13 protein-coding genes and 2 tRNA genes are annotated in these 14,165 nt (G+C 69.3%); 2 read left to right on the forward strand and 13 right to left on the reverse strand.

Translation table 11 applies throughout. The features are described from left to right. Positions 1-2: 2 nt before the first annotated feature. On the reverse strand, positions 3-902 hold the full coding sequence (locus tag H4Q84_RS06110) for a GNAT family N-acetyltransferase (protein WP_248582513.1): 900 nt from the start codon (positions 900-902) through the stop codon (positions 3-5). 83 nt (positions 903-985) lie between these two features. Here H4Q84_RS06110 and valS point away from each other — a divergent pair, with 83 nt between their 5' ends. Then, positions 986-3,607, forward strand: a complete 2,622-nt coding sequence (gene valS, locus H4Q84_RS06115) for a valine--tRNA ligase (RefSeq protein WP_248582514.1) — start codon at positions 986-988, stop codon at positions 3,605-3,607. 14 nt (positions 3,608-3,621) lie between these two features. On the opposite strand, the gene H4Q84_RS06120 is transcribed toward valS, so the two are convergent. The 5 genes from H4Q84_RS06120 to H4Q84_RS06140 all read right to left on the reverse strand — a co-directional run bounded on the left by H4Q84_RS06120 (position 3,622) and on the right by H4Q84_RS06140 (position 7,590). Further along, entirely contained in the window at positions 3,622-4,293 is a 672-nt protein-coding gene (locus H4Q84_RS06120; protein WP_248582515.1) for a hypothetical protein, read from the reverse strand. An 89-nt stretch (positions 4,294-4,382) separates the two neighbouring features. After that, the gene (locus H4Q84_RS06125; RefSeq protein ID WP_248582516.1) at positions 4,383-4,538 is read right to left on the reverse strand and encodes a hypothetical protein; all 156 of its coding nucleotides are present in this window, start codon (positions 4,536-4,538) and stop codon (positions 4,383-4,385) included. A 409-nt stretch (positions 4,539-4,947) separates the two neighbouring features. After that, positions 4,948-6,231 (reverse strand): ATP-dependent Clp protease ATP-binding subunit ClpX, encoded by a 1,284-nt coding sequence (clpX, locus tag H4Q84_RS06130; protein WP_248582517.1) that lies wholly within the window; start codon positions 6,229-6,231, stop codon positions 4,948-4,950. A 131-nt stretch (positions 6,232-6,362) separates the two neighbouring features. Further along, the gene (locus tag H4Q84_RS06135) at positions 6,363-6,971 is read right to left on the reverse strand and encodes an ATP-dependent Clp protease proteolytic subunit (protein ID WP_248582518.1); all 609 of its coding nucleotides are present in this window, start codon (positions 6,969-6,971) and stop codon (positions 6,363-6,365) included. Between the two features lies 1 nt (position 6,972). Next, entirely contained in the window at positions 6,973-7,590 is a 618-nt protein-coding gene (locus H4Q84_RS06140; protein ID WP_248583620.1) for an ATP-dependent Clp protease proteolytic subunit, read from the reverse strand. Between the two features lie 160 nt (positions 7,591-7,750). Here H4Q84_RS06140 and H4Q84_RS06145 point away from each other — a divergent pair, with 160 nt between their 5' ends. After that, positions 7,751-8,587, forward strand: coding sequence for an aldo/keto reductase (locus tag H4Q84_RS06145; protein WP_248582519.1), 837 nt, complete (start codon positions 7,751-7,753; stop codon positions 8,585-8,587). Here H4Q84_RS06145 and H4Q84_RS06150 read toward each other — a convergent pair whose 3' ends face one another. The 7 genes from H4Q84_RS06150 to H4Q84_RS06180 form a co-directional block, all read right to left on the reverse strand. Next, on the reverse strand, positions 8,588-9,730 hold the full coding sequence (locus H4Q84_RS06150; protein WP_248582520.1) for a GPI inositol-deacylase: 1,143 nt from the start codon (positions 9,728-9,730) through the stop codon (positions 8,588-8,590). A gap of 150 nt (positions 9,731-9,880) precedes the next feature. Then, on the reverse strand, positions 9,881-11,272 hold the full coding sequence (gene tig / locus H4Q84_RS06155) for a trigger factor (RefSeq protein WP_248582521.1): 1,392 nt from the start codon (positions 11,270-11,272) through the stop codon (positions 9,881-9,883). A gap of 45 nt (positions 11,273-11,317) precedes the next feature. Continuing rightward, positions 11,318-11,390, reverse strand: a tRNA-Pro gene (locus tag H4Q84_RS06160). Between the two features lie 34 nt (positions 11,391-11,424). Next, positions 11,425-11,498: transfer RNA gene (locus tag H4Q84_RS06165), tRNA-Gly, on the reverse strand. 99 nt (positions 11,499-11,597) lie between these two features. Beyond that, positions 11,598-12,650, reverse strand: coding sequence for a PP2C family protein-serine/threonine phosphatase (locus tag H4Q84_RS06170; protein ID WP_248582522.1), 1,053 nt, complete (start codon positions 12,648-12,650; stop codon positions 11,598-11,600). Positions 12,651-12,685: 35 nt separating this feature from the next. Next, positions 12,686-13,549: a DNA-formamidopyrimidine glycosylase family protein gene (locus H4Q84_RS06175; RefSeq protein ID WP_248582523.1), complete on the reverse strand. Its 864-nt coding sequence runs from the start codon at positions 13,547-13,549 to the stop codon at positions 12,686-12,688. Then, complete coding sequence (locus H4Q84_RS06180) at positions 13,542-14,057, reverse strand: ribose-5-phosphate isomerase (protein WP_248582524.1); 516 nt, start codon at positions 14,055-14,057, stop codon at positions 13,542-13,544. Before H4Q84_RS06180 ends, H4Q84_RS06175 begins: the two co-directional genes overlap by 8 nt. Positions 14,058-14,165: the final 108 nt, after the last annotated feature.

Genomic DNA, 14,165 nt, shown 5'->3' on the forward strand with positions numbered 1-14,165 from the left:
CGTCAGGAGTGGATGAGCATGTTCGTCATGTCCACCACCGGACGGTAGCCGAGCGCCTGGTAGATCCCGTTGGACGTGGGGTTCGCCTGGTCGGTGAACAGGCACGGCGTGTTGCCGTCGTCGAGGATCAGCTGGGAGATCTCGGCCACGGCGGCGCTGGCGTAGCCGCGACCTCGGTGCTCGACGGGTGTGAAGACCGGTCCCACCCGCGCCGCGCCGTACGACGGCGGGTTGGCGCCGGTCATGTGCACCCGCTCCCCCGCCTCGTCCTCCCAGAACCAGATCCGGCCGAGCTCGATTCGCCGCAGCATGCCCTCAATCGTCTCGACCTGATCGTGCCCACTGCCGGGCTCACGGCCGGCCTGTTCGTCGGCGGCGATCATGAACTCCTCGAACCACTGCAGGGCGAGCTCGGCGTCGACGGCCGTCGCGAGCCGCAACGACCCGACGGCGGGACGCGGCGGCACGAGCTCGTCCAGCTCGAACAGCCGCGTGTGGATGACGACGTCCGCAGATCCGCCGGTCAGCCGGGCCGTCTCCTCGGCACACAGCCGGGTGCCGGGCAGCGCCCCGTTGACGCCGGCCAACTTCTCGCCCCGCTCGTGCAGCACCCGGGCCAGCTCGACGGCCGCGTCGTCCGGCATCGCGAGCAGGAACGGCGGATGCGGCGCGAACGGCGCCGTGCGCATCCCGGCTCCGACCACCTCACCTGCATGATCGGTGACCACGACCCACCAGCGGGCGTAGTCGACCTCGTCGGGGTAGACGCCATCCTCGATCTCGGCGACGAGACGCTCGGAGTACGTCGCGACGACGGTGTTGAGGACCGGGTTCTGCCGCAGGTGCCAGTCGGCCCGGGCCAGGAAGTCCCGGGGGTCGTCGAAGAACGTCAGCGTCGCCATGGCGGGACGCTAGTGCGAGACACGCTGCGCGGCCAGCGATTACTCGTTTAGGGGCGCGGCTCCCGTCGCCATAAACTGCGGCCATGACGCAGACCCAGAACCCCGACCTGTCCCCGACGACGCCGCCGGAGCGCGACGTCGTCGTACCGGACAAGCCGGCCCTCGAAGGACTCGAGGAGAAGTGGTCGGCGCAGTGGAAGGCCGACGACACCTACAAGTTCGACCGCACCCAGCCGCGCGAGAACGTCTTCTCCATCGACACGCCGCCCCCCACCGTGAGCGGCAGCCTGCACGTCGGGCACGTCTTCTCCTACACCCACCCCGACCTCATCGCGCGCTACCAGCGGATGAACGGCAAGAGCGTGTTCTACCCGATGGGCTGGGACGACAACGGCCTGCCGACCGAGCGACGGGTGCAGAACTACTACGGCGTGCGATGCGACCCGACCCTGCCGTACGACGCCGACTTCACCCCGCCGGACCAGAGCACATCCTCGGGCAAGGACGCCAAGAAGCAGATCCCGATCAGTCGGCCCAACTTCGTCGAGCTGTGCGAGCAGCTCGTGCTCGAGGACGAGCAGGTCTTCGAGTCGCTGTTCCGCACGGTCGGCCTGTCGGTCGACTGGTCGGAGCACTACACGACGATCGGCCCGAAGTCGCAGGCCGTGAGCCAGCGTGCGTTCCTGCGCAACTTCGCACGCGGCGAGGCCTATCTGCAGGAGGCGCCGACCCTGTGGGACGTCACGTTCCAGTCGGCCGTTGCCCAGGCCGAGCTCGAGGCCCGCGAGTACCCCGGCGCCTACCACCGGGTCGCGTTCCACCGCCCCGACGGCGAGCCCCTGCACATCGAGACCACCCGCCCCGAGCTGATCCCGGCCGTCGTCGCGCTGATCGCGCACCCCGACGACGAGCGCTACCAGTCGCTGTTCGGCACCACCGTGACGTCGCCGATCTTCGGCGTCGAGATCCCGGTCGTCGCCCACACCGCGGCCGAGCCCGACAAGGGCGCCGGCATCGCCATGTGCTGCACGTTCGGTGACCTGACCGACGTCATCTGGTGGCGTGAGCTACAGCTGCCCGTGCGCACGGTCATCGGCCGCGACGGTCGCCTGCACCGCGACACCCCGGAGTGGCTGACGGGTGACTCCGCGGCCACCGAGTACGCCGACCTGGCGGGCAAGACGACGTTCAGCGCCCGCGAGGCCATGGTCGAGAAGCTGCGTACGTCGGGCGACCTCGACGGTGAGCCCACGCCCACCCAGCGGATGGCCAACTTCTACGAAAAGGGTGACAAGCCCCTCGAGATCGTGTCGACCCGCCAGTGGTACCTCGCCAACGGCGGCCGCGATGCCGACGTCCGCAAGGAGATGCTCGACCGCGGCGCCGAGATCACCTGGGTGCCCACCCACATGAAGCACCGCTTCGACAACTGGGTGGGTGGGCTCAACGGCGACTGGCTCATCTCTCGCCAGCGCTTCTTCGGGGTGCCGTTCCCGGTCTGGTACCCCCTCGACGACCAGGGCGAGCCCGACTACGCGCACCCGTTGCTCCCGCGCGAGAACCAGCTGCCGGTCGACCCCTCGACCGACGCTCCCGACGGCTACGACCAGGTCCAGCGCGGCAAGCCCGGCGGCTTCGTCGGCGACCCCGACGTGATGGACACCTGGGCGACGTCGTCGCTCTCGCCGCAGATCGCCGGCGGCTGGACGACCGACGATGACCTGTTCGGGCGGGTCTTCCCGATGGACCTGTGCACCCAGGCCCACGACATCATCCGCACCTGGTTGTTCTCGAGGGTGGTGCGCTCGCAGCTCGAGCACCAGGCCGCCCCGTGGACGCACGCACTCATCTCCGGTTTCATCCTCGACCCCGACCGCAAGAAGATGTCGAAGTCCAAGGGCAACGTCGTGGTCCCCACCGAGATCCTCGACAAGTTCGGCGCCGACGCCGTCCGCTGGCGCGCGGCGCTGGCCCGGCCGGGCATGGACTCGCCGTTCGACGAGACCCAGATGAAGGTCGGCCGCCGGCTGGCCATGAAGCTGCTCAACGCGAGCAAGTACGTCCTCAACGTCGGCGCCACCACCCGCGAGGCGTTCGCCGTGAGCGAGCCCATCGACTGCGCCCTGCTGGGCCGCCTCGCCGAGGTCGTGACGAAGGCGACCGAGGCGTTCGACGCCTACGACTACACGACCGCCCTCGAGGTCACCGAGAAGTTCTTCTGGGAGTTCTGCGACGACTACCTCGAGCTCGTCAAGGAGCGCGCGTACGGCGACGAGAACCCCGCGACGGCCTCTGCCAAGGCCACCCTGGCGATCGCCCTGCACACCCAGCTCCGGCTGCTGGCGCCGTTCCTGCCCTACGTCACCGAAGAGGTGTGGTCGTGGTGGCAGGAAGGCTCGATCCACACGCAGCCCTGGCCGAACGTTGCCGACCTCGGCTCGGCTGCTGCCGCCGATGCCAGCCTGGTCGACGCCGTCGCCACGGCCCTGACGGGCATCCGCGGTGCGAAGTCACAGGCCAAGGTGTCGATGCGGGCCGAGCTGTCGCGTGTCGAGATCTCCGGACCCGAGGCCCTCGTGCGTGCTGCGGAGCAGGCGGAGTCGGACCTGCGCCGTTCGGGCAAGATCGTCGGGGACCTGGTCTTCACCGTCGACGAGCAGGCCACGGAGCTTGCGGTGGCGGCCGAACTGGCGCCCACCGACTGACAGCGGCGGGTCGGCTAGGGATGCCTGGCGAGCTTGGCGGCGGTCTTCGCGGCGTCCCTGGCCGCTTTCTCGAGGGCCCGGGCCGCGGCGGCATCGACCACTGACACACCCGGTACGCGGGCCGCGTAGGTGGTGACACTCGCGTGCTTGGCCGCCTTCTCGGCGTCCTTGGCAGCGCGTGCGGCGGCCTTCTCGGCGTCCTTCGCGGCACGCTCGGCAGCCTTCTCGGCGTTCTTCGCAGCGCGTTCGGCGGCCTTCTCGGCGTCCTTCGCAGTCCGCTCGGCGACCCTCTCGGCGTGCTTGTCGGCGCGGCCGAGGGGCGTGGGCTGCTCAATGGTCGGGGAGACGGGAACGGTCGGCGGATCGGCGGGTCGGGGCGTGCGGACCCGATCCCGGTCCCGGTCGCGCGATCGGTGCCGCGGCACCGCAGGAGTCGCCACAGCGGGTACGACTACCGGTGTCTGGACGTCGGTCTGCGCCGCCGTGGCGGCTGGCACCGGTGCCTCGGGGGCCGAGGCCTGTGGCGCCGGGCGCGCGGGTGGGGCGTCGGAGGCGTGCATCGCGGCCACCACGGAGCGCATCACCCCGACGAGTGCCTCGGAACGGATGGCATGGCCGAGGATCAGGCCGCACACGATCACCAGGGCTGCGAAGGCATACAGCGGTCGCTTGTGCTCGACACTCATTCGGCTTCTCCTCCCGAGAGACTTCTAGACCAGTGTCCGGTGTGGATCGGCCGCGTTCCAGCGACCAGAGACGAAATGACTCGATATGACTATGCGGAACTGGCCGACCGGACAGGGCCGGAACCGCCGAGCCGAGCCACCAGCTGTGTGGAGGCGAACTCGGCGTTGGCGCGGGGCACCTCGAGGGGTACGTCGGGCAGGTTCTCCTCCCCGTCGAGGAGCGGCGAGCCGCGGAACTGCAGCATCCGCGCGGGGCGGCCGAAGAGAACAGGTGCACGTGCGCGCCGCCGTCGCCGTACTTGGCGAGCTGTACGCGACCGACGCTCGGCAGCGCCTCGACCGCAGCTGACACGGCCACGATCAGGGTGCCCATCTCGGCGGCGAGCTCATCGTGGACGGTGGCAGGTGGCAGTGCTCGCGGGGCCGAGGTTGTGCCCGACGGGCAGGTTGACGCCGGCGTCGAGGGTGAGCTGCCAGCGCTCGTTGCTCCAGGCGACCCTGCGCATGCTCGGCGGACACCTCACGGGCGCAGTCAATGGTGGTCGAGCAGCGACCGCGACCGAGCCCGCGAGGACGCGACGGAGCGTGTCGAGACCAGTGCGTTGCGTCGGGGACTTGACCTCCGACGGCCGGCGCCGAGCCCGCGGGCGAACTCTAGGCGCTCTTCTTCTTCTTGGCCTCGGACTCGCGCGGCACCATGGTCGGGGACACGCCGTCCTCGACGACCTCGCGGGTGACGATCACCTTGGCGATGTCGGTGCGCGACGGGACGTCGTACATCACCGACAGCAGGACCTCCTCGATGATCGCGCGGAGGCCGCGGGCACCGGTGCCCCGCTCGAGCGCCTTGTCGGCGATGGAGGCGATGGCGCCCTCGTCGAACTCGAGCTCGACGCCGTCCATGTCGAAGAGGCGCTGGTACTGCTTGACCAGGGCATTGCGGGGCTCGGTGAGGATCTGCACGAGCGCCTGGTTGTCGAGCTTGCTGACACTGGCGATCAGCGGCAGCCGCCCGATGAACTCGGGGATCAGGCCGAACTTGGTGAGGTCCTCGGGGCGGACCAGCGCCATCATGTCTTCTGCTTCACGCTCTGCCTGGCCGCGCACCTCGGCGGTGAAGCCGAGCGACTTCTTGCCGACCCGCTGCTCGACGATGTGCTCGAGGCCGGCGAACGCACCGCCCACGATGAACAAGATGTTGGTGGTGTCGATCTGGATGAACTCCTGGTGCGGGTGCTTGCGCCCGCCCTGTGGCGGCACCGAGGCGGTGGTGCCCTCGAGCATCTTCAGCAGCGCCTGCTGGACACCCTCACCGGAGACGTCACGGGTGATGGAAGGGTTCTCGGCCTTGCGCGCGACCTTGTCGATCTCGTCGATGTAGATGATGCCGGTCTCGGCCTTCTTGACGTCGTAGTCAGCGGCCTGGATCAGCTTGAGCAGGATGTTCTCGACGTCCTCACCGACGTAGCCCGCCTCGGTGAGCGCGGTGGCGTCGGCGATCGCGAACGGCACGTTGAGCATCCGGGCCAGGGTCTGCGCGAGGTAGGTCTTGCCACAGCCGGTGGGGCCGATCACCAAGATGTTGGACTTGGAGACCTCGACCGCGTCGTCCTTGGTGTGCTTGCCGCTGGCCAGGGTGAGCCCGGCCTGGACTCGCTTGTAGTGGTTGTAGACCGCCACGGCGAGCGTCTTCTTGGCGTGCTCCTGGCCGATGACGTAGGCGTTTAGGAACTCGAAGATCTCGCGCGGCTTGGGGAGCTCGTCGAGGCCGAGCTCGGTGCCCTCGGCGAGCTCCTCCTCGATGATCTCGTTGCACAGCTCGATGCACTCGTCGCAGATGTAGACATTCGGGCCCGCGATGAGCTTCTTGACCTGCTTCTGGCTCTTCCCACAGAAATTGCACTTCAGCAGGTCGCCGCCATCACCGATTCGAGCCACGGGCGATCATTCCTCCGGTCCGGCCGGGACAACCCCGGCAGTCGTGCTGCAAACTCCTAGACGGTACCCCGTGCCGGCCCCGGAGCGGGGCCGGACACGAAGCCACGTCCAATCCATGGGTGGCGCTTCGCTCAGGTGAGCGAGGCGACCCCGGAACGCGGTTCGAGGACGGCGTCGATCAGGCCGTACTCGACGGCCTGCTCGGCCGTCAGGATCTTGTCGCGCTCGATGTCGCGGCTGACCTGCTCGATGTCCTTGCCGCTGTGGTCGGAGATCATCTTCTCCAGCAGCTCGCGCATGCGCAGGATCTCGTTGGCCTGGATCTCGATGTCGGAGGTCTGGCCGAACGTGCCCTCGGTGTAGGGCTGGTGGATCAGGATCCGGCTGTTGGGCAGCGCCAGCCGCTTACCGGGCGTGCCGGCGGCGAGCAGGATCGCCGCTGCCGAGGCAGCCTGGCCCAGGCACACGGTCTGCACGTCGGGCTTGATGAAGCGCATCGTGTCGTAGATCGCCGTCAGCGCGGTGAACGAGCCGCCGGGGCTGTTGATGTAGATGCTGATGTCCTGGTCGGGGTTCATCGTCTCGAGGCACAGCAGCTGGGCCATGACGGCGTTGGCCACGTCGTCGGAGATCGGCGAGCCGAGGAAGATGATGCGCTCCTCGAACAGCTTGGCGTAGGGGTCGATGCGGCGGAAGCCGTAGGACGTCCGCTCCTCCCACTGGGGGATGTAGTAGTTCATGTCAGTCCTTGTCAGCGTCAGAGGTGCGGGCCGGACGGCCCTGGTCGGCTGCCTCGCGGGCACTGGTGATCACCTTGTCGACGAGGCCGTACTCGAGGGCCTGGTCGGCGGTGAACCACCGGTCGCGGTCGGCGTCGGCGATGACCTGCTCGAGCTCCTGGCCGGTGTGCTTGGAGATCAGCTCGAGCAGCACCTTCTTGATGTGCAGCGACTGCTGTGCCTGGATCTTGATGTCGGAGGCGGAGCCACCCATGCCGGACGACGGCTGGTGCATCATGATCCGCGCGTGCGGCAGGGCGTAGCGCTTGCCCTTGGTGCCGGCGCAGAGCAGGAACTGGCCCATCGACGCGGCCAGCCCCATGCCGACTGTCGCGACGTCGTTGGGGATGTAGTTCATGGTGTCGTAGATCGCCATGCCGGCATCGACGGAGCCGCCGGGTGAGTTGATGTGCAGGAAGATGTCGGCGTCGGGGTCCTCGGCCGAGAGCAGCAGCAGCTGGGCGCAGATCGCGTTGGCGTTCTGCTCGCGCACCTCGGAGCCGAGGAACACGATCCGCTCGCGCAGGAGTCGCTGGTAGATGTGGTCGTCGAGGCCGTAGGCCGACTGGCCGCCGTTCATCTCGGAAGCGCTGGAGTTCTGGTTCACGTCGCCGACCCTAGCCGGAAGCCCGGACACTTCCACGCGATGTGAGCCGGTGTTCGCCGAGAGCGCACAAGGCGGACACATCGGAGTCAGACGAGAGCCGTGAGCACCTCCCGGCTCCTCTAGCGTGGCGGTCATGGAGATCCCCACCCACGACCTCAACGACGGTCGGGCCCTGCCCGCGATCGGCTTCGGCACCTATCCCCTCGAGGGCGACGAAGGCATCACCGCGATCGCCTCCGCGATCGGGGTCGGCTACCGGCTCCTCGACACCGCGGTCAACTACGGCAACGAGACCGAGGTCGGCGAGGCGATCCGCCGCGCGGGCGTCCCCCGCGAGGAGCTGGTGGTCTGCAGCAAGATCCCCGGCCGCGACCACGGGTACGACGACGCCATCCGCTCCACGCACGGGTCCCTCGAACGGCTCGGCCTCGACCACCTCGACCTGCACCTCGTCCACTGGCCCAACCCCGACCGGGGCAGGTACGCCGACGCCTGGCGCGCGCTGGTCGACCTCCAGAAGGAAGGGCTGGTGCGCAGCATCGGGGTCTCCAACTTCACCGGCGACCACCTGCGCCGGATCATCGACGAGACCGGCGTGACGCCGGCCGTCAACCAGATCGAGCTGCACCCCTACTTCCCCCAGGTCGAGATGCGCGCGGTCAACGCCGAGCTCGGCATCCGTACCGAGTCGTGGAGCCCGCTGGGCAAGCGCCAGGCGCCGTTCACCGAGCCACCGGTGGCCGCTGCCGCCGAGGCGCACGGGGTGCAGCCGGGCCAGGTGATCCTGCGCTGGCAGGTCCAGCTGGGCGCCGTACCGATCCCGAAGTCGGCGACCCCGTCGCGCCAGCTCGAGAACCTCGACGTCTTCGGCTTCGAGCTCACCGACGACGAGATGGCCGCGATCACGGCGCTCGGCCGGCCCGCCGGACGGCTCTTCGGCGGCGACCCCGAGTCGCACGAGGAGATGTAGCTACGCGAGCCAGCGGCGCAGCGCCGTACTGATCGCCTCGTGGTTGAGCAGGTCGAAGTGGCCGCCGTGGATGTGCAGCACCTCGGCACCCGGGAAGAGGTCGCGGCCCCGCCGGTCGCGGCCGTACGCCGACGGCTGGCGCACCAGCACGTCACCGAGGAACCCGCTGACCGGGTGTTTCGGTGACGCCTTGAGAGTGGCCGAGACGAGCCGGTAGCGCACACCCGGCAGCGCCGCGCACTCCTCGTCGAGGCCGCAGATCAGGTCGGCGACGCTCTCGGCCCGCTGGTCGAGGATGCGCCCGAACGCAGCCACCTCGGGCACCCGGCCGAGCAGGCCGCTCCCCCGGTGCACGCCGCCGGCCAACGGCGCCCCAAGGTGAGGGGTGCCGAGCGTGACCACGTCGGTCAGGAGGTCGGGCCAGCGGTGACCACCCTGGACGGCGCCGGCCGCACGGATCACGAGACCGCCCATCGAGTGGCCGACCAGTGCGATCCGCTCGACAGGCACCGGCCAGGCGTCGACGAGTCCTTCGAGCAGCCCGGCCAGCTCGGCGCCGTTGCGGCGTACGGAGAGTCCGGAGTTGGCACGCAGGAGCACCGGCGTCCAGCCGTCGCCCGCCAGCTCCTCGCCGTACGTCGTGCCGCGGAGCTCGCGGCGGCGGCGCCACTGCTCGTCGCTCTCGCACCAGCCGTGCAGGAACACCACGACCCGGCCAGCCGCCGCCGGGAAGGCCTCGGTCAGTGCGTCGGTCTCCAGGGGTACGTCGGCATCGTGGGCGCGCACCGCCATCCGGATGGCCAGCCGGGGCCGCTCGCGCTCGAGGCGGTCGCCGATGAGGCCGCCGGCGATCGCCCGCACCCTCCGGCTCTTCGGGCCGGACTCCATCAGCGGACCAGCGCCCCGCTCGGCCGCCGTGCCGAAGCCCCAGGCAGCGGCCTTGAGGGCGACTCCGACGCCGGAGTAGACCGCGCCGGCCACCGCCCGGTGCGTGGTGCCGCTCATCCCGGTGGCCGGGCCGAGCAGCCCGTGCACCCGGTCGACGACGGCCAGATGGGTGTCCCGGGCGCTGTCGAGCACCACTTCCTCGACAACCTGGCAGGCGAGCGAGAGGGCGTCGGCGAGGCCCGGTTCGGTACGCATGGGCACGATCGTAGTTCAACGGTGCACAGTTGTTCACTCAACTCGATGGGATGCTTGACACATGTCGTCGTACCCGTGAGCTGACCGGCCAGAAATGACACCGACCCGCCGCACCGAGGTGCGACGGGTCGGTGGATGAAAGTGCGTGGATCAGGCCTCGGCCGGCTCCTCGGCCGGCGCTGCCTCGACGACCTCGGCCTCGGACTCGGGCTCGCCGATGGTGCCGTCGGGACGCAGGTTCTTCAGCTCGACCGCGTTGCCCGAGGCGTCCTTGACCGTCGCCGACTCGACGATTGTCGCGAGCGCCTTGCCGCGCAGGATCTCCTGCACGAGCTCTGGGATGTGGTTGTGCTCGAACATGTGGTTCGCGAACTCCTGCGGGTCCTGACCGGACTGCTGGGCACGACGCACCAGGTGCGAGGAGAGGTCCTCCTGCTCGACGCCGAGTTCTTCCTTCTTCGCCACGGCGTCGAGGATGAACTGGGCCGCGACGGCGTCGCGCACCCGACGCTCGAGGTCAGCCTCGAACTCCTCCTGGGTCTGCCCCTCGTCCTCGAGGTACTTCTCCATGGTGAGGCCGGCGTAGGCGATCTGCTGCTCGACGTTCTCGCGGCGCGAGTTGAGCTCGTCGGTGACCAGGCTCTCGGGCAGCGGGATCTCAGTCTTCTCGAGGAGCGCCTCGAGTACGGCGTCACGTGCGGCCGCGGCCTGCTCGAGGCGCTTGCCCCGCCCGAGCCGCTCACGCACGTCGGCGGTGAGCTCGTCAGCGGTGTCGAACTCGGAGGCCAGCTGGGCGAACTCGTCGTCGACCTCGGGCAACTCCTGCTCCTGGACGGCGGTGACCGTCACGGTCACCTCGACGTCCTGGCCCACCAGGTCGCCACCGACGAGTTGCGACGGGAACGTCTTGGAGTCGGCGGCAGCCATGCCGACGAGCGCCTCGTCGAGGCCCTCGAGCATGCCCCCACGGCCGACCTTGTAGGACATGCCGGAGACCTCGCCACCCTCGACGGTCTCGCCGTCGACGGCTGCTGCGAGGTCGAGCGTCACGAAGTCGCCTTCAGCGGCGGCGCGCTCGACGTCGACGAGGGTGCCGAAGCGCTCACGCAGCGCCTGGACCTGCTCCTCGACATCGTCGTCGGTCACCACGATGTCCTCGACCTCGGCTGCGATGCCGTCGTACGCAGGCACGTCGAACTCGGGCTTCACGTCGACCTCGGCGGTGAACTCGAGGGTCTCGTTGTCCTCGAACCTGGTCACCTCGATCTCCGGCTGGGCCAGTGGCTCGAGGGAGTTCTCCTTGAGGGCCTCCATGTACTTCTGCGGCAGCACCTCGTTGATCGCCTCGTCGAGGACCGCGCCACGGCCGACCTGGCGGTCGATCACGGTCGGCGGCACCTTTCCGCGGCGGAAGCCGGGGACGTTGATCTGCGAGGCGATCTTCCTGTACGCCGCGTCGAGGCTCGGCTTGAGCTCCTCGAAGGGCACCTCGACGGTCAGCTTGGCCCGAGTCGGGCTCAAGGTCTCGACGGCGCTCTTCACAGGTGTTCTCCTATCGATGGGTGAGCATGAAAGTCGTTGAAGCTGTCGGGGCGACAGGACTCGAACCTGCGATCTCCTGCTCCCAAAGCAGGCGCGCTAGCCACTACGCTACGCCCCGCCAAGGCGGGTCCGACGTGCGTCGGAACCAGCCTTGGAGCGGATGACGGGAATCGAACCCGCGTAATCAGTTTGGAAGACTGGAGCTCTACCATTGAGCTACATCCGCGCGCATCCGCCCGCTCGTGCGTGAGCGGGAATCGTGCGCTGTCATGGTGCCACACAGAACCGTGTGCACCCCAACCGAGGAGCGCGCCCGCGACGGCGCTCAGCGCCGTTGCACCAGCAACAGGGCCCGGTCGTCGTCGGCCGAACCCAGGGTGTCGATCAGCCGGGCGGCACCGTCGCGGAAGTCTCCGCGCAGGACCCGCTCGGCCTGCCCGATCATCTTGTCGATGCCCGAGGAGATGTCCCGGCCACGCGTCTCCACCAGACCGTCGGTGTAGAGCATGATCGCGTCGCCGCGGCTCATCGACCCGGTGACGGGCTCGAACTCCGCGTCGTCGATGAGGCCGAGCAGCGGGCCTGAGCTGGGCAGCACCGACCACTTGCCCGTGCCGGCAGACCTGCGTACGGCTGGCGGGTGGCCCGCCGACCAGACGACGAAGTCGCCGCTGACCAGGTCGAGCGAGAAGTGGATCGCGCTCGCGAAGCCCTCGTCCCATTCCTGGCGGAGCAGGTAGGTGTTGGCCGCCGGCAGGAACTCCTCCGACGGCAGCGCGCCCATCAGTCCGCCGAAGGCGCCGGACAGGAGCAGTGCCCGGGTGCCCGCCTGCTCGCCCTTGCCGGAGACGTCGACGACGGCGATCTCGAGCCGGGCACCCGAGGCGGACCGGGAGGCCACCACGAAGTCGCCGGCGAACGCCGTACCGCCGGCCGAGCGGAGCTCGCTGCTGACGTACCAGTCGGACGGCAGGGTCGGGATGCGACCCTGTTTGAGGATGCGGTCGCGCAGGTCGACGAACATCGACTCACCCATCAGCCCGGCGACACCGAGCCGCGAGCGGCGGAACGAGCCGAGGAGCACGATCAGTCCGAGCCCGAAGATGACGATGACGCCGATCACCACGCGGACGTTGAAGTCGGGCTGCTTGGTCAGCGCAACCACCAAGAAGAGCAGCACGAACACCACGAACCAGGGCAGCTGCCGCGGGCCTAGCAGAATGCTTGAGAGCACCAGAGGCACGACCAGGACCAGCAACGGCACGTACTCCGGGAAGCTGACGATCACGGCGGTCAGCAGCAGGGTGACGACGACCAGCCAGCCGAGGTGGTGAGCACCCTCGGTGCGCGTGAACGTCTGCCAGCGCCTGCGCGCCATGCGCGCCGGCCCTACCCAGCTCGATCCGCCGTCGGTCATGTCGTTCCTCGATCCACCTGCGCGGAGCCTACGGCCCGGGATCGGAACCTGCGTTGACATTGCGGACACCAGAAGAGGTTGCGTCCGACGAGTACGTCGGTGCGCACGGCCGTCCCGCACACCAGGCACGGCTGTCCGGTGCGACGGTAGACGTAGACCTCGCCGCCGTGGTCGTCCTTGCGCGCCGCTCGGCCCATCGCCTCGGGCGTGTGCTCGGGCCGGACGGTGTCGATTCGACCGGTGCGCACGCCCTCGGTCATCAGCTCGACCAGGTCGTCCCAGATCGCCTCGAGCTGGCCGCGGCGCAGAGTCCGTCCGGGCCGCAACGGGTGCATGCGGTGGCGGAACAGCACCTCGGCCCGGTAGACGTTGCCCACCCCGGCGAGCACCTCCTGGTCCATCAGGAGGTCGCCGATGGGTCGATGACTCTTCGCGATGCGGCGCCAGGCGCGACCGGGGTCGGCGTCCGGACGCAGTGGGTCGGGGCCGAGACGGTCGATGATCTCGTCACGCCTGGCCAGCCCGATCAGCTCGCACTGGGTGGCGCCGCGAAGGTCGGCGTACGCGGTGGGTCGCGCGATCCGGACCCGCACCTGCCCCACCGGCGGGGGCACCTCGTCGACGCCGGTGTGCACGTCGAACGAGCCGATCAGGCCGAGGTGCACGTGCAGGAAGCGCTCGCCGGCGAACTCCACGAAGAGGTGCTTGCCGGCCGAGTCGGCGGCGACGAGCAGCGCACCATCGAGGGTGGTGGCGTCGGCCTCGAACCGGCCCTGTGGGCTGCTGACCCGCACGGTCGAGTCCGCGAACGCGCTGGTGAGGTCGTCGGCCAGCTTCCTGAGGGTGTGCCCCTCAGGCATCGCGGCCCTGGGCAACACCGAGCGCCGAGTCGGGTAGCGGCGGCAGCTCGCCGTCGGTCTCGTACGTCGCGAGCTGGCCGATGCGGCGTACGTGCCGCTCGTCGCCGCTGAACGGGGTCTCGAGGAACACCTTGACGAAGCGGGTCATCTCGTCGACGGAGTGCATCCGGCCGCCGACGCTGACGACATTGGCGTCGTTGTGCTCCCGGCCCAGCGCGGCGGTCTCCTCCGACCAGGCGAGCGCAGCGCGCACACCCTTCACCTTGTTGGCCGCCATCTGCTCGCCGTTGCCGGACCCGCCGATCACGACCCCGAGTGCGTCCCCGCCCTCGGCCCGCTCGGCAGCGACGGCCTCGGCCGCGCGCAGGCAGAACACCGGGTAGTCGTCGACCGCGTCGTAGACGAACGGGCCGTGGTCGACGGGCTCGTAGTCGTGGTCGAGCAACCAGTTGGTGAGGTGTTCCTTGAGCTCGAGGCCGGCGTGGTCAGAACCCAGGTGGACGCGCATGGCGACATTGTTCCATCTGGCGGCGGGCCGCCGTGGGGCGCGTCAGCCGAGGTCTGAATACGCTCGCTGGCGCTCGCTACTCGACCAGCGAACTTCGGTGGTCGAGTG

The sequence above is a fragment of the Nocardioides sp. InS609-2 genome, assembly GCF_023208195.1.
In the GTDB taxonomy this organism is placed as follows: Bacteria; Actinomycetota; Actinomycetes; order Propionibacteriales; family Nocardioidaceae; genus Nocardioides.